Genomic DNA, 21,248 nt, shown 5'->3' with positions numbered 1-21,248 from the left:
AAAACTTCATGTTATGCTTTGTTTAATTAAATTAAACTTTTTTCAGAAAGAGGAGATAGCATGGATAGCACAATGATGCTGAAAAAGGCGACATATCATCTTTGGACATTCACGATAAGCAAGTTGATTTCATCCTTTGGTTCACAGGTATACTCATTTGCAATAAGTTTTTACATTTTACAAGCAACAGGGTCGGCAAAGAGTTTTGCACTTAATCTGATCTGCAATGTGCTGCCGCGTACGATTGCAGCTCCATTTGCTGGCTATATCATCGATAAATATCCGCGGAAGACAATTGCGATTGCCTCTCAGATTGTGACGACCATAGCCATCGGTGGATTATTAATCACAAGCCTCACATCTGGACTATCCTTAAGTGCGATTTACATTACATCCTGCATATTGTCTCTTACTTCCATGTTTTCTGGTGTGGCGTTTACATCCTCGATCACTGGGCTTGTGGATGAAGCAAGGATTCAAAAAGCGATGTCTTTAAATCAGATGTCGATTTCTTTTGCTGCTATCGCCTCTCCAGCAGTTGGTGGATTATTGTATGGTGTGATTTCCATGCCAGTATTCCTAATTGTATATATGGCTGCCTCTGGTGCTGCAATTGTTCTCGAATCGACGATGAACTTTACTTTATTCTCCAAAAAGGCTGAACCCGTTGAAGCTGTGAAGGAATCTATGTGGCAAGGAATGAAAGCCGGAATTTCTTATTTAAAATTACAGCCGGTACTGATGACCATTATTTGGATCGCCTTATTAGTAAATTTCTTTTTCAATGCTTTCCAGGTTGGATATTCTTATATCCTGATTGAAAAATTAAAGATGGCTTCTCAACATTTTGGTTTAACCGAAGGTGCCTTTGCCGTTGGTATGCTGATTTTGTCCATATATCTATCTGTCCGAAAAGATGTGAAGTTTCCGCTGCTTGTTGCAAAAAGGGGAATTAGTATAATGGGGGTCATCATGGGGATTACCGCATTACCTTTACTAGTTTCGATGGGGTATAACCTTATGTTTTGCTACTTCATCCTTCTTGAATTTGTCCTTGGAGCTTGTATTGTTTTCGTCAATACGCCGACACAAGTGATGATGCAAAAACAAATCGATGATAAGTTTAAAGGCCGTGTTTTTTCGATTGTCGAAACCTTTGCGATGGCATTATCGCCTTTAGGAATGATTATCTATGGATTTTTGTACGACGTCTTCCCGGCCCACTTGGTCCTGATACTATCCTCGGGTTTCTTACTGGCTGTTATTTTCATACTTGCAAGACCTGCAGTCATTCGAAAAGTTCACCCAGAACTAGCAGTGGAAAAGACCGTAAAGAAAAGTGCAGAGGCATTTTAAGCGAGGACTGTTTGATGTGACCGATTCCATTTTTAATAGCGGTTTCGGTCACATAGACTGATTAATCATTCTCTTGACCAACCTTAAATGTGAAATGAGAATGAGAAAAATAATTGGATATAGGCAGGCAGAAAGTTATCCTATCCAACTACAAAGTAATTAGTCACACCGTTTCTCATCCGGCTGAAAATGGCACTTTACTCATACAAATGCCCATGAATTTGTGGGATAATATTCCAAACCTCTAGTATCTTTGCCCTGATTTATTATTCTAGTCAATATCCTCCTTCTCCAGTGAATAAGATGAAGTAATCCCCGGAAAGGAGTGAGAAGAGTATGAGTGTATTAGACCGAAGTCCTTTTTTATACTTTTTCTGCATCCTCGCTGGTTTCGCCTTGTTAAGGGTACCGTTAACGGGAGTTCTCGGAACACTGAATCCATTAGTCGACCTAATTGGAGTCCTGGCTATTCTTTTATTCTCTTTTGTGTTAATCATCCAAGGGGTGCTTTATTTAGTTAAACGAAGGTAAAAAATAGGGAGACCAGCAATGTGATGCTGGTTTCCTTTTAGATTTGTTGATTACCTCTAAAACCCACGGTTGATTCACGCTGTACTAACTTTACGCGCAAATCGTATTCCATTGTTTCATCTTCAACTTTTTCAATCATATTAATCAATTTCGTTGTTACAGCAGCACCAATATTGTAGGTCGGCTGTTCGATAGTACTAAGTGCAGGCTCGACAAACTCAGTTAATTTGATTCCATCAAAGCCAATGATTGCAATATCTTTTGGAACCTCTTTGTTAAGAAGTTTCATGGACTTCAATGAACCGATGGCCATTAAATCATTGGCTAAGAAAATTCCATCAACATCACCATTTTCCTTCAACAGCTTTTCCGTCAACGCCTTGCCGCTTTCTAAGGAAAAATCTCCTTCGAGAATGACTGGATCCTGTTCAGGACATTTGCAAGCTAATGTATCCAGATAGCCAACCTTACGTTCAAAGGATGGAAGAAAGGAATGTGGTCCGCTGATATGGGCAATTTTTTTGCAGCCAATCTGGATTAAATGTTCCGTTGCGATTTTCGCACCTTCATAATTATCAATCCATACAATATTTTCTGAGTCCAGCTTCACAGCACGGTCGACACCGACAAATGGAATATTTAGACCCTCCAATATGGCTAAGAAATTCTCATCTACTTCAAAAGAGGCCAAAATAAAACCATCGATATATCGCCGTTTAAAGTTTTCCCAAAATTCCTCATCCTGCAATTCTGCTTCATCAGAGTTAATTAATAACAAACTGTAGCCTTTCGCCTTCGCTACTTTTTCAATCGCTCTTACCAAGTCCGGGAAGAATGGATTCGTCATGTCCGGGATAATTAATGCAATTGTGTTGGACTTCTTCTTCGCTAGTCCCCTGGCAATTTCATTAGGTTTATATTCAAGGCGGGACATAACCTCTTGGATCTTCTTTTCGGTCTCTGCGCTCATGTAGCTATTTTGATTAAGATACCTGGAAACCGTCGCAACGGACACTCCCGCCTCCTTGGCAACATCTCGGATGGTTACTTTGCTTTTGTTCACAACTACTCGCTCCAATTGTCTATCATATTCTTAAAAAAAGGGCTTGGACCATCGATATAATTACTTTCATCATATCTCATATCCAAGCCTAATTTGAGTATCTTCGTTAATTTATTTCTCTAATCTTCACAGAGTGAACTTTCCCTTCACCCTTCTCATGACAGCCAAATCCGTACATGCCGTGAGAATAGCGCGTATCATTTGCCTGAACGACAACTGAATCATTGATTGAAAAAGTTAGGCAAGCGCCTTTACACTCCAATTTGAAGGTATAGGTTTTTCCATGCTCCCAGTCAAATGCTGCTGTTTTTAATACCTTAATACCAAAATCATTCTGCACAAGCGATACCTGACCATCACCATCAAAGCCAGCTGAGTAATAACGTTCCGTTCCAAGGGCACGGAAGATCAAATGATGGCTGTTGCCAAACATCGGCGTAATCTCTGCTTCTACAACATAATCCTTGGCATAATAATTTCCGCTGTATGAGGAGCAGTCCTCTTCTGTTACATAATTCATCAAGTCATTGTCAAGTGTCCATTCTCCGTTATGATGGGCAAAAGGAGTGATGCACTTAAATTCAACGGACTGCTTTGAAAAATCGATTGAATAGTCAGCATTGCCGAAGATATGGAACTGATCGATGAAAAATCTTCCGAATGCGCGATTGGTTAAGCTTGATGGACTTTCTACCAGATATCCTACTTCATCAATAAGATCTCCGTTTGTCTCTGGAATCGTAAATACAATATCATTCCAGCTTTGATTTTCTAAGGTCACAGGCTGTAAGTATACTGATTCCTTACTAAACGTTTTTCGAATGTACGGGGTAATAATGATGTCACTGCCCTGGAACTGGTCCAAGAAAATTTTCACCGCAACACTTTGTCCGCTGTATGCAGTTGGAGCGAATGTCGGTTTATATTTTTCATCATTAAATTCTTCACGTCTGTAAAAAGGCTTGTAGAAAATTTTACTTTGATCTCCTTCATACATCCGGTCAATGATTACTTCTAAAGATCCCTGGCGTTCAAAGCCTTGCTCATCACTATGCCGTAACATGGTTTTGAAGCTGTTATCTGTCTTAAATCCATGAGTTGAACCAGGAAGAGTAAAATCAAAATACACTTCGCCATTTTTCACACTATCTGCAAGCCACTCAGGTGCTGTTACCCCATTTACTTTGTAGCCGAGCAGTGTTAATTCTTTTGTAAACGTAGGGATATCAAAAACATTTAAGTAACCGGATACACTCGAAGTGACAATTGCATCATTAATTGGTTTACGGTAATGCGCTGGGATTGCTTCAATTCCATGTAAAACACCAACAATTGTACCTACGTTACCAGCGTTACAGTCGGTGTCCCATCCACACATCGTAGCAATTTCAATCGTTTTAGCAAAGCTGCCTTTTCCGTATAAAAGGGAAAGAATGCAAACACCAGCATTCGGAATGATATGACAGATACCTGGATATTTGTCATAACCCCATTCATCTTCAAGATATTGACGGCACAGTCTGAAGTCATTTGGATTTTTCTCGTAAAAATCAATGACGGCCTTGACTACCTTCGTATAGAGCGAGTCTTCTGGAATCGTGCTGAGTCCCGCCTCAATTACTTCTTCAATAGAAGCGGCAGAGAAAGCTTTTGAAATACACGCTGCAATAAATCTTGCACCATATAAGCCATTTCCATCATGTGACACACTAGCAGCCACTTCTGCATAATGGGCAGCTTTTTCGATTTGATTTGGAAACAATAATCCCCATGTATCAATGAAAATCTGGCCGCCAATTTGTTCCGCCATCACAATTCCATTTGTCTCGGCAGCACCAGAAAGAGGTGCTGGTATCCCTTTTTTCAAATTGTTGTAAGCTGTGTGTTCAGTACTAATGCCTTCGCCGCCCCACCAGAACATGCCAATACCATTTCTGGAGTAATTTAACCATGCCTTGCCAACGTCCTCAGCTGTGAGTTCACGGTCAATGGCATCATCATAAAGTGCACGAATAAAATAGATTGGTCCATTTGCGTCATCGTCTGCCGCAAAAGTCTTATAATCCTTAACGTAACCTGTAACTTCTCCATAGAATTGCTGGATTCTTTCAGGTGTCCATTCTGTAGGCTCAACGGGTGCTCCAAGACGGATTCCGACATTCATCCCTAAAAAGCCAGCATATACTTTTTCCAAGTAGTTCCGAGGAATCATTCTAACTCACTCCTTGCCTTAGCAGTTGTTTTCCAAATATGCTTTTCTATTTTCATTTACACGTATATCTTCAAGAATGATGTTTTTTGCTGCTTGTGCAAATGAATTTGATAATTCAACGAGGTTCATTTTATTGGTTTCTTCTAATAGTTTGATATCTTCATCACGAATCACCTTGGCACCGTACATCGCTCCTAGAATAACCCCAATCATGACGCCAATTGAATCTGTATCTCTGCCGGAATTGATTCCATCATAGATAGATTTGTAGAATTCGCCGTCATTTAGAACGATAAAAGCAAGGGCCATTGGTAATTCTTCAATCGAAAATAACCTGCTTGGCGTGTAATGGTTAGAAGGAATTCCGATTTTCTCAATTTTTCGATGAACGTCATCTCCCATTGGAGAATACTTGGCAATCACTTTTTGGAAAGAGGCAATCACTTGATCCATCGATGCTTTCTCTGCACGAAGCTCTCTTGCTGCTTGTGTCATATCGATAATCGCCTGCTTCGTTCCATCCTTCGCAAAGCGGATGGCTGTTTCAACAATTTCATCAACGGTAACGTTTTCTTCGAAGGCCTTCGCTACACACGCAGCTAAGACCCCCGCAGCTTCTAGTCCATAGCTGCTTTGATGACCCATTGCGAACAAAATCGCTTCGTCATAAGCAGCCTTTGGATTACCGGCATTAACAATACCAATTGGAGAAATATACATGGCCGCACCACAGTTAATCATATTTCCGATGCCGCCTTCTCTTGGCTCACAGTTTGCTAAAACATGGCGCATGAAAATATATTTCTCTGGATAAAATAATCGGTCGATAATTAGACCTTCGCGTCCAAATTCAGGTATATAGGTTTTTTTATAGGAAATCTCTTTCACAAATTCATTCCCAAGATCGTAGGCATCCAGATGGCGCTGTTCTTTTAAATAAACATGGATGAGAGCAGATGTCATTAACGTATCATCTGTCACAATGCCATTCCCGCGCATTTTGCCAAGTGTTACTTCTTGTGGTGCATCTGCCTTATACCAGTTTGTTTTTAAAGACTCAACACGTCCGTACATTTCCTTAATTTGCTCATAGCTTAATTTTTCAATTGTAGCCCCCATGGCGTCACCTAAAGCCGTAGCTAAGATGACACCCTGAACACGTTCCTGAAATGAAATCATTGAAAGAACTCCTTACTTAATAGTTTTGTTTGCGTATTCCGTTAATTCTTTACCGCCGGCTTTTTCCCATTCCTTCACAAAGGTATCGAAATCATCAATCGGACGTTTGCCGGTAATAATGTCTGTTGCATATTCTTTATAAAGATTTTCCATTGCATCCCACTTAGACACATGCTCTTCAGGAATGATGAAGTTATTGTCTTCGCTGTAGAATTCCTTCGCAAGCTCTTGTGATTTAACAGCTGGTTCGCTTAGCAATGGAGTTTTTAATGGCTGTTCTGTTTTAAGCTCTGTTCCTTCCCAATATCTTGCATACCATTCGCCATAATACTTGTCTGTTAATTCAATTTGACCATCAACAATGTTATAGTGTTCTCCTTCAAAACCAAGGCGGTCAAACATTTGACCTTTCGGGCTTGCTAGGTAATCTAGAATTTTAAACGCAATCTCTTTGTTTTCAGATTGAGCTGAAATCGCCATACCACGTGATTCTTTTGTAACATCTGTTGGAGCAAATCCTTGGAACTCACCTTTTGCAGGAGGCAGGACAACTAGCTCTGCACTATCACCATTTACCTGCTTCATTTTACCGTTATAAAGGTCAACGACTTTACCGTTTGTTCCAACAATGACACCTGTTTCCCCATCATAGAATGCCTTTTCTTTTGTATCCCACTGCTTTGTAAGGTATTGCGGGTCAAGGATGCCATCTTTATATAGCTTGCTATAGAATGCCAGCTTTTCTTTTTCATTGTTTGATACTTTTGAGTACTCGTAGGTACCGTCATCTTTTTTCAACCATGTTTGATTAATACCAAATGCCATTTCAAACACATAGTCTAACTCCGTAATGTCCCCTGCTACAGATACACCATTTTTTGGTCCGTTCGGAAGGGCTGTTAATTCCTTGAAAAACTTGTAGTAATTATCACTTGTTGGGTTTGCCAAAAATTCCTGTGCACTTGGTACTTGATTGAACCAATCTGCTCTAACAACCGGTGTTTTAGAATCAAGCGGCTTTAGCCAAAGAAGATAAGGGTAGTTTGCTAACCTTTTCTCATTGTAAGGCTGAACGAGATCCTTCAAATACTTTGAATCCTTAATATATGGTGTTAAATCTTCTAACAAATCCTGTTCAGCAATCTGCTGGTCTCCACCTTGGAAGTAGATTAAATCAGGGATATCACCGCTGTATAATAACAGGTTCAGCTTTTCTGAATAATTCCCTTGCGGTACCTCAACTAATTCAATATCAACATCAATATTCTCATCCGCTTTTAAAGCCTTTTCTAAATTATCATAGTACTTCACAGCTGCTGGGTTAGAAGGACCATCATCCTTCATAACTAAACGAAGCGTAGTCTTGCCGTCCTTACCTGTGCCCTTAGAATCCTTCGCATTATCCTCAGAACACGCAGCCAAACCAAACGCCATAACCAAACTCATCGCACCAACCATAAACTTCTTGTTCTTCTTCATCTAACATTCCTCCTCAGATCTGTTCATAATAGCAAAGCAATGTATAAAGATTGTGTATAAATGCGTTAAAATGCATAAACGGTGCCTGTCACCTAGTCTTTCACTCCGCCTTCCAGCTGTCCTTTTGCATAGAATTTAAGGATTAGCGGGTATAGCAACAACAGCGGGATGATGGATAATATGATTGTTCCGGCTTGCAGGGATCCAAAGTCGAGGGCTGCGATTTGGTCTGCGGTTAGGATGCCTTGTGATCCTAACATGGTGGTGTTGTCCTGTTGGACGACGAATTGGCGCAGTACCACTTGCAGCGGCCATTTATTTGGGTCCGTGATGTAGATGGTCGCACGGAAGTATTCATTCCAATGATAAACTCCATAAAATAAACCTAATGTTGCCAATGCTGGTTTGGATAATGGAAGCATGATTTTCGTGAATATCCGGAAATGACCTGCCCCATCAATTCTCGCAGCCTCTAAAATACTATCAGGAACATCCTCAAAGAATCTCATCAGGATAAATAGATAGTAGACATTAACGGCTTTATAAAGAATAAGAGATGTGTACGTATCCAATAAACCAAGGTCTTTCACCAATAAATATTCAGGAATCAAACCTGGTTCAAACACCATTAACACAATCAGAAAGATGAGCACAATCCGCTTTCCAACGAAATTGGTCCGGGCTAACACGTAAGCCGCCATTGCTGTCAGCAATAGGTTAATTAACGTACCGACGATTGTAATAAACAGCGAGTTAAAGATACTTTTAACAATCAACGGATTTGAAAGCAGAATTTTATAATTGATTAACGTAAAGCCTTCTGGGATAATCCCCAATCCGCTTAAGTTATGAACCTTCAGGGGATCAGATAATGACATAGCCAGCAAATTCAAAATTGGCACTAACACCGAAAGTGACAATAAAAATAACAAGGTATAAACAACGACGGTAAACCAATTAAATTTCTTAATCATGTAAAGTCACCTCCATTACCAAACTCCCTTACCTGTTAACCGCTTGGAAATAAAATGCGTTCCAAGGATTAATACGACACCGATGGCCCCTTTAAATAAGCTGGCCGCCGTCGCATAGGCATATTGTCCATTCAAAATACCGATTCGGTATACATACGTATCTAAAATATCAATCACACTAATGACGGAGTCATTAATCAAGTTAAACACTTGGTCAAACCCTGCATTCATAAAGAAACCAAGGTTTAAGATAAATACCGTAACCACTGTTGTTGCTAAAGCAGGTAAGGTAATGTATCTCATTTGCTGTAGATTTGAAGCCCCATCCATGCGGGCAGCTTCATATAAAGAAGGACTTATTTTCATAATCGCTGCTAAATAGAGGATGGAATCCCAGCCAGCAGTACGCCACATTTCCGAGAATACCAACACCCAGCGAATATGGTCCTTACTCGTCATAAAATCAAGTGATGGCATTTGGAAGAAGTTCCGGAGAACGTTAACGCCGCCATCTACTGGATTTAATAAACTGATCCATACCCCTGCAATAACAACCCATGATAGGAAGTGAGGCAGGTAAACAACGGACTGCACATACCCTCTAAACTTTCCGTTCCGCACCTCATTGATTAATAGAGAGAGAATAATCGGAATCGGAAAAATAAACAGCATCTTCATCGTACTGATAATAACGGTATTTTTTAATACATCGAAGAAAGCTGGAGAACTAAACAATACTTCGAAATGTTTCATTCCCACCCACTCATTATCACCAATTATTCGGTAGTCCTCGAAGGCGAGCTTCATCCCAATCAGAGGGACTACATGAAAGGTAACAAAGTAGATAATGGCAGGAAGAAGCATTAAGTATAAGATCCAGTCTTTCTTAATTTGTTTTAACTTCGCCTTCACTTTCATGACCAAGCCCCGCTTTCATTATTTCTTCTACCTCGTTCCTGTAAGGCATTCCGGTTTGGGCTCCTTTTTTTGTAACCGATAATCCAGCTGCTACATTTCCAAAGTAGATACTCTCATAAAGACCTTGCCCCTCAGAGATTCCAACAGCAAAGGCACCAGAGAATGTGTCTCCTGCTCCTGTTGTATCAACGGCATCCACTTTTATTACAGGAACATCAATCTGTTTCTCACCATCAAAATAGGTAACCCCATTAGTACCGCGTGTGATAATTAATTTATTGGGATATCTTTTGAGCAGTGTTTCCATAGATTCATTACTATCCAATATCAAACCATATTCAAATTCATTTGGAGTTAAATAGGTAATCTTTTGTATCAATTCTTCTTTTAACCTTAGTGCCGGTGCTGGATTTAAAATGATTGTTTTTCCATTCTCCGCTAATACCGGTACAATATGCTCCATCATCTCGAGAGGAGTTTCTAATTGAAAAAGAATAACATCATATTTTAAAAGTTCAGCAGCTACGCTGTTTATATAGGAAACATCGGTGTGCTTATTGGCTCCGGAAATGACGACAATCCGATTTTCACTATCACAAAGTTCAATAAAAGCCGCTCCGCTTGGCTGATTTTCAATGGTATTAAGGTGAGACAAGTCTACTTTTTCATTCTGCATTTTCCCCTTAATAATTTGTCCATTTTCATCATTGCCAATCGAACCAAACAACGCGACATCTCCGCCTAAACGAGAAGCGGCAACCGCTTGATTCGCGCCTTTCCCCCCTAATGACAGGAAGAAATGATTACCTAATACCGTCTCTCCGAGCTCCGGTAATCGGTCTGCTTCAATCACATAATCTATATTAATACTGCCAACGACTGCTATTTTTCCCATTGTCTTAACCACCTACTCTATCATGATCTTCATTAATGGAGCATGCTGCTGTGCACCATAGACGTCTCGATCTCCGACCGTACCTGAAGAGGTTTTTCTAGCCATTGTAATTTTCACTCCAAGTGCCTGGTCAAAGAACACGAGATGATGGACCTGATCTTCTGTAATATTGTAGAGCTTACAAATTGTTTCAATCGAAATCTTTCCAGAGTTCTTTACACGTTCGTAATTTTCTTTTGAATCAAACAAAATATCTAATGTCAGTTCAAATGGTCCAGAATTCTTACTTCTTAATACCTTTGCTAGTTCAAAAAGAGAGGTCATCTTACATTTCCCCCTGCACATATTGGATTTTGAAAGGATTTTGTGTGATTTCCATTAAGTGATAAATGGAGAATTCATAGACCGCTCCAAACTCAATATCACTAGGTGCGAATGGAAATGCTAGGTTTCCAGCTGTTGACTTTCGGTTTTCATAGCCATAGTGCAAGAACGTAGAACGTACGGTAGCACAGATGGTATTTGCTAACTCCTGTGTTTTCGCAATAACTTCAAACATCGCCCCAATTTCATGACCGGTGAATGGTTCACTTTCCATTTCTCCTAGTACGGCATTCTTACCATAATTATAGAAATGAATCTCATAGTCTTCTTTATCGATTTCCGGGTAGTACTCTGCTACCTGGTCCTTAACCGTACTTTGAATTTCTTCGATATTTTCTATCAGAATCGGATCTCTAACTCCGGCAATAACAAAGGTTCGATACGCGACTCTTCTAGCTCCCTCGAGCTTAATGAACATCTTCTCTGGTTTTGTTAACTTACTTTTCTTAACCTGAACGACGCCATCTTCAATCTCCGTGAATTCACATTCACTTAAATCCAGCTCAATCCCTGGTCCGTGCAAGAGATATGGATGCTCCTTCTCATAGAAGGTGTGGGCTGCAACCGTCATCGGTGTACATTTTCTCGCTGGATTCAATGATTTAACGGTAAAAGAGTCCTCATAAATAGTCCCTAAAATACAATCCTTTGTGGTGCCTGGCACCGCACAAAGGGCACCGCATTCTAATATTTTCCCGAGGTGATAAGATAATCCCTCATCCATGCCATGATAAATTCCAATTGCCGCGAATGGAGAAGGATCATAGGCTCGTCCGCAGATGATAATATCACTATCATTCTGCAGCGCTTCTAAAATCGGTTCATGACCCATTTGCGCAACAATACTTCCTGTTTCTTGAATGATTTCATTTGAAAGCTGTGGAATATTGGCGCTTAGCGGCTTGATCTTCCCTTGGTTATTAGCTTCAATAATCTCTTCTTGTGTAAAACCAGCCCAGATAACAGCAATTTTTGCTGTAAGACCATTTTCTGCTAAAATTTCGTTTACTATATCGAGTGTCCATTCCACATGCGGTTTTGCTCCCGCTCCGCCTGCAGAACCAATAATGATTGGAATATTTCTTGGTACTCCGTTTTTCAAAATGATCTCTAGGTCTTTTTTGGATGCGCGTCTGCTGACAATCGATACGCCAGCTCCGAGCTTATGAGGACCTGCATCCGTCGAACCTGCATCAACAACAATACCGTGGATTTCCTCTTCCATTCCCCTTAGAAAAGAACTGGCTGGAAAACCATAGCCTAATATTCCACAGGGTGATAAAATGCGGATTGCTTTATTCATAGTGCATAACCTCTTTTACTGAGTGATTGATCTAACGATAAATGGGTGTTTATTTATTGGTTAACTGATGAAATAATCTGTAACCGGTTTCATATGCTATAAAAATAATAGCCATATTTGGCTTAAATATTACGGTTCTGTCTGTAACCGGTTTCACATTTTCATAGTATCATACATTTTTTAAACTTCCAACAATAAAATTCATTTTTTCGTCATTTTTTTTGAAATGGTATTTTATGATTCTTGAATTCTGATTGAAATGGTGGGTTACGTTCCCCTAAATAAACGGAGATTTTCCGGTTAACTCAATTATGGGGCTCGTTTCGAGGTATATAAGGGGAGTTTTTCCGGTTATGCAAAGCAAAATCCCCCATTTTCATGTTTTTCAAGTCAATAGGCGAAATTCCTCCGTCTATATAAGCCCTTTTTTATAAAAATTTCTAATTAAGCGGAAAATCTCCGTCTATTAATCTGCCTGGTTCATTCATAACCTAATCCCCCAACAACCGATACATTACTAATTGAACATAAAGTTCGAATGATTTACCCAAAACAAACATATAGAAAAACAGGGCATTAGTCCGAAGGTTTAATGAAAGGCAGGGGGAAGAGTATGAAGGTCCTAGAAGTTAAGAACTTACAAAAATCATTCGGAGCTATCAAAGCTGTACAGGATATCAGCTTCTCGGTAGAAGCAGGTGAAGTGTTCACCATCATCGGACCAAATGGTGCAGGAAAAACGACCACACTTGAAATGATTGAAGGCTTGGTCCCGCCTGACCACGGCGAAATCCATTTTGGAGATATGAACTGGGGTAATCACGCTGTTGCCATAAAGATGAAGATTGGTGTTCAGCCCCAGTCTAGTGCCATGTTTGACTTATTAACACCTGAAGAAAACCTCGACCTTTTTGCTACTTTTTATGAAAAGGCACGGCCAACTGAGGAAATCCTAAAGCTTATTAATTTAACGGAACATCGTAAAAACCAAGTAAAGAAACTATCTGGGGGTCAGCGGCAGCGGCTCGCGATTGGACTTGCGATGATTAGTGACCCAGATATCATCTTCCTTGATGAACCAACAACCGGTCTTGATCCACAGGCGCGCCGGCATATTTGGGATATCATTCTTGAGCTAAAGAAATTAGGAAAAACCACCATCCTAACCACACATTATATGGAAGAAGCAGAAAAGCTGAGTGATCGTGTCTGTATTGTTGACCAGGGCAGCATCGTCACCATCGATACTCCCTCGGCCCTGATTGAAAAACTAACAGAAGAACGAGAAGTTCGCCTATCCTTCTTAGATGGTGAAAAGGCAGCGGAAGAGGCAGCAAGATTCGCAGACACACTTAACTCTGTTGCCCGTACTGTGCGTGAAGGTGAGATCGTAAAGCTTTGGACGATCAAGCCGGAGGATACTCTTTTAGATTTGTTTCAATTTACAAAAGAGCACAAGTTTCAGGTGGAACAGGTCGCAATCCGTGAAATGAGTCTCGAGGATGTGTTTATTGCTTTTACGGGTAAGGAATGGAGGGATTAGCTTGAGCAATTTTAACCAGTTCAAAAAAATGTTCTCCGCACAATTAAAATTGACTCTTCGTGAAAAACAAGCCTGGTTTTGGGGCATCTTCTTCCCTGTTATCTTAATGGTCATCTTCATGGTGATTTTCAGCGGAAGTTCTGATGATGAATTTCAATCTGAAATTGCGATAGTAGCAGACAATCCAAATCCAACTTCAGAAATGCTGTTAACCCAAATTAAACAACTGAATATCCTTGATGTAAAAAGCGGGGAGCCTGTCAGCCGGGAAACAGCTGATCAATGGGTGAAGGATAAAGAAGTTGATGCGGCGATTGTCTTACCTGAATCTGCACAGGATACGTCTTTCGTCCTTGTCGTAAACAAGGAAGATGAGCGTGGGGTAACCACCCAAGCATTATCTGCCATTCTCGATAAAATGGTTCAGCAGGCAAACCTATCAGCTGTTGGCGCAGCACCTACTTTTGATATTCAATTTGAATCACTTACATCAGGAAGTAACGAATTAAACTATACAGACTTTCTATTAACAGGGATGATTGCGTTATCGATTGCCCAAGGCGGGTTGTTTGGAATGGTGGATATGGTAGAGATGCGCCGCAAGGGCCTAATCAAAAGACTGCGGATGACTCCTGCAAAAATGGGGATCTTCGGCTTGAGTGACATGGTTATGAGGCTGTTATTCAGCGTTGTCCAAATTCTTCTATTATCATTAATCGGAGTTTTCATCTTTGGTGCAAATCTGTTTATCAATTTTCCTAGCCTTATTATTGTCTTTTTAATCGGAGCGCTTTCCTTTAATGCTTTAGGTTACCTTATCTCGTCCTTTAGCCACACACAAAATGCTTATATGGGAGTGGCCAACATTGTCAGCTTTGTCATGATGTTTTTGAGCGGAGTTTTCTTTCCGGTTGAAACGATGCCGGATTGGCTGCAGCCAATTTCTAATCTTCTGCCGCTCACCTATTTTGCTGAAGGCTTGAGAGACAGCATGGTGTATGAGACAGGGCTATTCTCCAGTACACTGTGGTTTGGAATTGGAGTAGTAATCATATGGGGTGCATTAGCCTTTATGCTTGGAGCATTGTTATATAAAAGAAAATCGATTGTTGCTGCTAGATAAAAAAAAGGAAGGGGCTCCCCTTCCTTTTTTTATCATTATCCGACTTTTTCTGCTGAAGTGCGATCTAGCTTTTCTCGTTTATGATATCCCTTTCCATAATAGAAGGCTGTTAGGATTCCCAGCCAAAGGGGTCCTACAATTAATGCAACTCTTGTATCTGGGAAGAACGCCATTAACCCCACGACTAGAAGCAAGAATGCTAATGAAAAATAAGATGTGAACGGGAATAACGGCATCTTATATTTTAACTCTTTAGATTGTGCTGGAGTTAAACTCTTACGATACTTGATTTGAGATAATAATATCATCGACCATGTCCAAATAGCGCCAAACGTTGAAATCGCTGTAACCCATGTAAATACTTTTGCTGGTACTAAATAGTTAAGTATAACACCCACTAATAAGGCACCTGCAGTAACCAGTACGGCTAAACTAGGAACACCATTCTTGTTTAATTTACCAAGTCCCTTTGGTGCCTCATCATTTTCAGCTAAGTTAAATAGCATCCGTGCTGTACTAAAAATACCGCCATTACACGATGATAGCGCAGCCGTTAAGACCACAAAGTTTATAATTCCAGCGGCAGCTGGAATTCCGAGCTGATCAAAAGTCAATACGAATGGACTGCCTTGTGCACCAATTTCGGTCCATGGATAAATTGACATAATCACAAACAAAGCCCCTACATAGAAGATTAGAATTCTCCAAAAAACAGTATCAATCGCTTTCGATAATGTTTTTTCCGGATTCTTTACTTCCCCGGCGGTAATTCCAATCATTTCAATACCCAAGAAGGCAAACATCACCATTTGTAACGACATCAGAACACCAGTGATTCCATTGGGAAGGATTCCTCCATTCTCCCAAAGATTACTGATACCAGTTGCAATACCGCCATTACCAATCCCGAATAGTATCATTCCAAGACCTGAGACAATCATGAAAATAATCGTTACGATTTTAATTAAAGCAAACCAAAATTCAAGTTCGCCATAGGCTTTTACATTTAGAAAATTGACAGAAGCCATAATGACCAGTGCGGCTAGTGCCCAAATCCAGCGAGGCACTTCAGGGAACCAATATTCCATATAAATTCCCGCTGCCGTAATCTCAGCCATACACGTTACAACCCATAAGAACCAATAATTCCACCCCGTTAAGAAACCTGGCAAGGCGCCTAAATAATCCCGGGCATATTGACTAAATGAACCGGCCACTGGTTTTTGAATCGCCATCTCACCAAGCGCCCTCATAATAAAGAACATAATCATACCGGCAAACGCATAACCCAGAATAATACCTGGTCCAGCTAACTTAATTGCCGTTGCTGATCCGAGAAACAGCCCTACTCCAATCGCTGCTCCTAATGACATAAGCGTAATATGTCTTTCTTCTAAACCTCTTTGTAATTGATTCGGATTTTTCTTCATGGTTTACTCCCATTGATGAATTAATGTTAAAACTTTGTGAAATTAATATAACATATCTGTGAACATTTTATTTTGTGGAATAAAGACAAATCTATTAAAAGAATTTTTTTTAGATGACAAATGGATTACATCGGATAAAAAATTATTGATTTGAGCTGGTTACTTTTCAATAACGAAGAACAGCCGCAATTTCTTCAATGCGGCCTGACTACTCTATATTTCTATCTTTGAAACTGGTAACAACAGCTTAATCCCGCGTCTATTAAACGGCAGTATTTTTAAGTCAGCGATTAAATGACTGATGTATCCACCTAGACAAGCATAGAAAACACCATTGATCCCGAGGGACATTTCTAGTTTGGAAGCGATGAATCCAAAGAAAATCACACCCAGGATAGAGTGAGTATAACTGCGATGCGAGGTAATAGACGCAAATATAACAAACACCCCAAGTAAACTTAACCATACTTCAGACAATGAGATTCCTCCGATTGTGACGCCTATTCCTGTAATGGTTAACATGTGCTTTTGTTTGATGAGTGATGAGACCAGTATAATCAGAATCCCGACCCCGATTCCCAGCCATTGATCGACTGCTCTTCCCTCATAAAAGCTATAAAAAACCATCAGGACTCCAATGAATAATGCAGCCAACCGTATCACCTTATGTGATAAGGTGATTTTACCACGAAGCTTACCATCAATATCTAAATCAGGCATTAAACCCGAAACTGCTCCTAATCCAACGAAAAGGAGAGTCTCTGCTGGCGTGGAATGAAAAGTGTTGGCCGCGATAAATCCTGCTGCGGCTCCAATGGCTGTATGTGCGGTACCATTCAATGTTAAATCCACCTCTATCATTGTTGTTACAGCCTATCTTACACCAAAACATTTGTTCTGTTTAGAAGTTTATTAAAAAATCCTACTATTATCCTATTAAAAAATAGCCAGGCATCATCCTGGCTCCTTCCCTAAATATTTTTTTAAAAACTCTGCCATCTCCGTATAGGAACTTAGTTTATTTTTCAGCTTCATCATCGAATGTCCTTCCTCTTCAATCCGGCTATACTGGACGGGATGATTTCGCTCCTTTAGTTTCTTTACAATCTGATCCGATTCCTGAATGGGAACACGCGGGTCATTGACACCATGAATGACCATTAGCGGTGCATTAATTTTATCGGCATGATTCACCGGGTCAATTTTATCAAAAAAGTCGCCATCAACTTCAACCGTCCCATATTCTTTTTCTCTTAACTTTTTCCGCCAAGGACTTGTTGTGTTTAAAAACGTGCGGATACTTGACATTCCGACGATATCAATGGCAGCGGCCCAAAGTTTCGGAAAGTGACTGATGACAGCGAGAACGACGAAACCTCCATAGCTGCCGCCGACAATCGCGGCTTTTTCCATATCAATTTCCCCTGTTTTCCCAAGATATTCCATTAATAAAATAACATCCTTAATCGCATCCATCCGTTTCCGTCCATCATCAAGATGGGTATAAGTTTTTCCATAACCTGTACTGCCGCGGATGTTAGGAGCAGCGACTGCATATCCTTGGCTTAAAAAATATTGCAAAAAAGGGCTGTACACGGCGCGGCTTTGACTTTCCGGCCCACCGTGAATGTAGATTACCACTGGGGATTTTCCCTTACTAATAGCAGGCTTATAATAAAAAGCAGGTATCGACAGACTGTCAAAGGATGGAAAAGTGATTGATTTTGGCTCAACTAATTTCTCCTCTAGAATGGGGGTCCGCGAAATGTAGGTAAGCCGTTTTGCTTGGATGGTCTTTACATCAACCTCCCAGATGTCAGGAGGATGTGCGGGCCCATTTAACACAAAGCCCAGCTTTTCGTAATCCGGCGAAAATCTAAGATTGTACATTACGCCCATGGGTGTTTCCCAGTTATACAATTTCGTTTTCTCCAGGTCGACTAGAAAACCCTTGGATATCCCCCCTTCATTCATCGAAAACGCTAATTTGGTCTTATCCTTGTTCATGACTAAGTCTTCAAAATCCCACTCGCCCTCTTCAAGCCACGTAAATTGCTTACTCGCTATCTCAATCATGGCGAGGCCGAAGAACTCTCTGTCTTGATTGGTTAATAGATAGAGATGGTCGGCCTCTTTATTGAAATGAATATCTTTGTAGCCCGCTTCACCTTTATGATTGGTAATCCAGTCCATTTTTCCCGTTAAAAGTGAAAATACCCCTAAATCATGATCAAGGGGCGTGTTTGTTTTTTTAACTAATAGTGACTTTCCATCAGGAAACCATTTTTCAACCATAAAGGTACCTTCCCCGGTAAAGACAGTGCGGATTTCCAAGGTCTCTAGATTTTGAATATAGATATCTAAGTAAGCTGGATGTCGGCGGTTACTCGACCAAGCAATCCATTTTCCATCAGGAGAGCTGTCACCGAACATATGAAGATGTTCCGGGGAGTTGGTTAACGCAATTTTTTCGCCATCCTCCTTTAATAAGTACAATTGCTCCTTTTCATCGCCATCTGCATCCATCCCAAAGACCAAATCTGACGATCCCGCAATATATTTAATAAAGGTGATTCCTTTCATAGAAAAAGAGGTCTGCGCTGGCCACCGATTCTCACGAGTTAGCTCCCATACCTGCGGGATTCCTGTATAGTCAGTAATAAAACTGATTTTCTTACCCGTAGGATCATATTCAAAACTCTTCACCATTCGCACGTGTATATAAGGGTCAATGGTTATTTCCTTCATTCCATTCCCACCATTCACGATGACTTTTTTAAAACGCTGCCTCTTTAATTCTATTTAAATAGGTTTGGGTTCATTACTCTAGAAATTCAATAAACCATTTCACACATTGATAGGTTTGTTCCCATTCTGGACTATGATCCTCAATCCCCCAAGCAGCATAAAGTGTCCCTAAGGCAATCGAGGCTTTTAAGAGCCGCTCTTTATCCAGCCCCAGTTGTTGACTGATGGTATCCACTCGGAGCTTCAGCGTGCTTTTTGGATCAACCTTTGAATCTAATTGATTGACTAAAAAAGAAACAACATCAAAATACGAATCCCCTGCAACGCCTTTTGGATCAATCGCCATCCAGCCCTTTTGCTCGGAATACAAAATATTTTCATGATGCAAATCACCATGCAGCAGCTCGGGACCAACTGATGTTTGAATTATCTCTTGAAAAAACTTTTCTGCCAACTGAACATGTTCCATTGAGATCTGGATATTCCCTGTTTCCCGGTATCTCTTAAGCCCCTCGAACCAGTGGATAAGGGATGGCGTAGACCCGCCATTTGGCAAAGGTCTGCGAATGGCCTTCCAAACCTTTATAAAATTCTCTAATACAATCCTTTCATCGGTCTCCTCTGACAGCATGATTCCCGGTACAAGCCGCTCCATCAGCATAACACCATTTTTTGGATCCGCCTTTAAAATCCTCGCACACCCTTCACCGTCATATGCCTCTATTGTCACCATCTCATTACTAGTATCAAAATTAGGGACACCCAGCTTTAAGATTAACGGCGTACCCTGCGTATCTCTTACCTTTATTACATAGTTATAGGAAAGGTTCGCAACTGGACCCTCACTTGTGAGCTCCCACTTTTCTAAAAAAGTTTGGACCGTAGACTCTAAAGACTGCAGCCAGGTCTTTCCATCCGTCCCAAAAGCATTGATGATTTTTTCTTGAAATTCACTTGAAATTTGCATAATATTCCCCTTCATCCTTTTACTTTTACAAGGAATAAAGTATTCCACATTCCTCATCATTTTTCCTCTTTGTAACAAAAAAAAGGAAGGTTCCCCTTCCTCATCCTTATAACATAGACCCTAAAAATAAAATTGCTAACCCAAAAATCATAATAAGTGCCACATAGCCGATCGCGCTAATGATGGTAATAATCCAGCCGATTAACTTGCGGTTGGTTCGGATCAGGAAAATCCCTAAGGCCAGTGCACCGAAAATGAACCCCAGAATTCCCCAAAGAATCGGGCTTTTCCCATACTTGCGTGCCTCAATAACCAAATAAATCGTAATAACAATATTTAATATCAGACCTAAACTTTCCAATTGGTTCAACTCCTTCTATGTAATTGAGATGTTTCCTTGTTAAAAGTATACCAGAAATCGCAAACCTTAAGGAAATCCCTTCCATATAAGAATTACGTAATCTCCACATAAAAAGACGATTCGAGGGGGACGAATCGTCTTTTTTGCTGTCTGTATTTAGGCTGTTGCTTTTGCCTTACCTTTTCTAACTGTTTTGTTGATGAATGGAACTACCCAGTAGTCTAAACCGTATTTACCTGCGTTGAAACCTGCAGTTAAAATGATGAAGCCTAAGAAAATGTCTGTTGGGTTGTGTGATACTGTGCCTGCTAGGAAAAAGCTGAAGTTCATTACTAAACCGAAGAACATGGCAGCAGTTGTTAAGCATCCAAGCATAAGTCCTAGACCGATTAAAGTTTCGCCCCAAGGAACGATGAAGTTGAATGCATCGATGTTCGGCAGTGCAAAGCTTTCTAGGAAGTTTACATACCAGGTGTAAACCATATTGCCATCAGGACCAGTTACCGGTTTGGCAATTGCTCCTTTTAGGAATCCAGAAGCATCAAAGCCGCCTGTAATTTTATGAAAACCTGCTGTGAACCAAGAATAGCCAAGGTATAAACGAATAATAGTTAAGATAGCTGCTGAGATTTTATTTTCTCTTAAAAAGTTGTTAAACATAAGTCATTCCTTCTTTCAATTTTGGTTGTTCTTTATACTTACACTATACTCGTTTTTACCGTTTGAAACATGAATATGTGAATAATTTCACAATATATTCAAGATGATTTGGCAGAATTATG

At 40.3% G+C, this 21,248-nt stretch carries 19 protein-coding genes; 4 read left to right on the top strand and 15 right to left on the bottom strand.

The window, feature by feature from the left end:
* Positions 1–60: 60 nt before the first annotated feature.
* Positions 61–1,356 carry an MFS transporter gene (locus tag SFC47_RS07900; protein WP_411253726.1) on the top strand — a complete coding sequence of 432 codons (1,296 nt, stop codon included), beginning with the start codon at positions 61–63 and terminating at the stop codon, positions 1,354–1,356.
* A 336-nt stretch (positions 1,357–1,692) separates the two neighbouring features.
* Positions 1,693–1,887, top strand: coding sequence for a hypothetical protein (locus tag SFC47_RS07895; RefSeq protein ID WP_411253725.1), 195 nt, complete (start codon positions 1,693–1,695; stop codon positions 1,885–1,887).
* 37 nt (positions 1,888–1,924) lie between these two features.
* On the opposite strand, the gene SFC47_RS07890 is transcribed toward SFC47_RS07895, so the two are convergent.
* From SFC47_RS07890 to SFC47_RS07850, 9 genes are all read right to left on the bottom strand, one after another.
* A complete protein-coding gene (locus tag SFC47_RS07890; protein WP_411253724.1) occupies positions 1,925–2,950 on the bottom strand; it encodes a LacI family DNA-binding transcriptional regulator in 1,026 nt (341 codons plus the stop codon).
* Between the two features lie 106 nt (positions 2,951–3,056).
* Positions 3,057–5,162, bottom strand: coding sequence for an ADP-ribosylglycohydrolase family protein (locus SFC47_RS07885; protein WP_411253723.1), 2,106 nt, complete (start codon positions 5,160–5,162; stop codon positions 3,057–3,059).
* An 18-nt stretch (positions 5,163–5,180) separates the two neighbouring features.
* Positions 5,181–6,341, bottom strand: coding sequence for an ADP-ribosylglycohydrolase family protein (locus tag SFC47_RS07880; RefSeq protein ID WP_411253722.1), 1,161 nt, complete (start codon positions 6,339–6,341; stop codon positions 5,181–5,183).
* A gap of 12 nt (positions 6,342–6,353) precedes the next feature.
* Positions 6,354–7,820: an extracellular solute-binding protein gene (locus tag SFC47_RS07875; protein ID WP_411253721.1), complete on the bottom strand. Its 1,467-nt coding sequence runs from the start codon at positions 7,818–7,820 to the stop codon at positions 6,354–6,356.
* A 92-nt stretch (positions 7,821–7,912) separates the two neighbouring features.
* On the bottom strand, positions 7,913–8,794 hold the full coding sequence (locus SFC47_RS07870; RefSeq protein WP_411253720.1) for a carbohydrate ABC transporter permease: 882 nt from the start codon (positions 8,792–8,794) through the stop codon (positions 7,913–7,915).
* A 15-nt stretch (positions 8,795–8,809) separates the two neighbouring features.
* Entirely contained in the window at positions 8,810–9,712 is a 903-nt protein-coding gene (locus SFC47_RS07865; RefSeq protein ID WP_411253719.1) for an ABC transporter permease, read from the bottom strand.
* On the bottom strand, positions 9,681–10,607 hold the full coding sequence (gene rbsK, locus SFC47_RS07860; protein ID WP_411253718.1) for a ribokinase: 927 nt from the start codon (positions 10,605–10,607) through the stop codon (positions 9,681–9,683). The genes SFC47_RS07865 and rbsK overlap by 32 nt, the downstream gene beginning before the upstream one ends.
* A gap of 12 nt (positions 10,608–10,619) precedes the next feature.
* The gene (locus SFC47_RS07855; protein ID WP_411253717.1) at positions 10,620–10,931 is read right to left on the bottom strand and encodes a DUF4387 domain-containing protein; all 312 of its coding nucleotides are present in this window, start codon (positions 10,929–10,931) and stop codon (positions 10,620–10,622) included.
* A 1-nt stretch (position 10,932) separates the two neighbouring features.
* On the bottom strand, positions 10,933–12,294 hold the full coding sequence (locus SFC47_RS07850) for an acyclic terpene utilization AtuA family protein (RefSeq protein ID WP_411253716.1): 1,362 nt from the start codon (positions 12,292–12,294) through the stop codon (positions 10,933–10,935).
* 613 nt (positions 12,295–12,907) lie between these two features.
* Here SFC47_RS07850 and SFC47_RS07845 point away from each other — a divergent pair.
* Together SFC47_RS07845 and SFC47_RS07840 are read left to right on the top strand one after the other, a co-directional pair.
* Entirely contained in the window at positions 12,908–13,837 is a 930-nt protein-coding gene (locus SFC47_RS07845) for an ABC transporter ATP-binding protein (protein ID WP_411253715.1), read from the top strand.
* Position 13,838: 1 nt separating this feature from the next.
* The gene (locus SFC47_RS07840) at positions 13,839–14,960 is read left to right on the top strand and encodes an ABC transporter permease (RefSeq protein WP_411253714.1); all 1,122 of its coding nucleotides are present in this window, start codon (positions 13,839–13,841) and stop codon (positions 14,958–14,960) included.
* A gap of 35 nt (positions 14,961–14,995) precedes the next feature.
* On the opposite strand, the gene SFC47_RS07835 is transcribed toward SFC47_RS07840, so the two are convergent.
* The 6 genes from SFC47_RS07835 to SFC47_RS07810 form a co-directional block, all read right to left on the bottom strand.
* The gene (locus tag SFC47_RS07835) at positions 14,996–16,390 is read right to left on the bottom strand and encodes an amino acid permease (RefSeq protein ID WP_411253713.1); all 1,395 of its coding nucleotides are present in this window, start codon (positions 16,388–16,390) and stop codon (positions 14,996–14,998) included.
* 213 nt (positions 16,391–16,603) lie between these two features.
* Complete coding sequence (locus tag SFC47_RS07830; protein WP_411253712.1) at positions 16,604–17,230, bottom strand: metal-dependent hydrolase; 627 nt, start codon at positions 17,228–17,230, stop codon at positions 16,604–16,606.
* A 114-nt stretch (positions 17,231–17,344) separates the two neighbouring features.
* Positions 17,345–19,138 carry a S9 family peptidase gene (locus tag SFC47_RS07825; protein WP_411253711.1) on the bottom strand — a complete coding sequence of 598 codons (1,794 nt, stop codon included), beginning with the start codon at positions 19,136–19,138 and terminating at the stop codon, positions 17,345–17,347.
* 73 nt (positions 19,139–19,211) lie between these two features.
* The gene (locus SFC47_RS07820) at positions 19,212–20,105 is read right to left on the bottom strand and encodes an aminoglycoside phosphotransferase family protein (protein WP_411253710.1); all 894 of its coding nucleotides are present in this window, start codon (positions 20,103–20,105) and stop codon (positions 19,212–19,214) included.
* Positions 20,106–20,211: 106 nt separating this feature from the next.
* Positions 20,212–20,466 carry a hypothetical protein gene (locus SFC47_RS07815; RefSeq protein WP_411253709.1) on the bottom strand — a complete coding sequence of 85 codons (255 nt, stop codon included), beginning with the start codon at positions 20,464–20,466 and terminating at the stop codon, positions 20,212–20,214.
* Positions 20,467–20,622: 156 nt separating this feature from the next.
* On the bottom strand, positions 20,623–21,126 hold the full coding sequence (locus SFC47_RS07810) for a DoxX family membrane protein (protein WP_411253708.1): 504 nt from the start codon (positions 21,124–21,126) through the stop codon (positions 20,623–20,625).
* Positions 21,127–21,248 lie beyond the last annotated feature (122 nt).

The organism is Neobacillus niacini (genome assembly GCF_046591715.1).
GTDB classification, from domain to species: Bacteria; Bacillota; Bacilli; order Bacillales; family Cytobacillaceae; genus Neobacillus; species Neobacillus niacini_L.
This window is presented reverse-complemented; position numbering and strand designations above follow the sequence as displayed.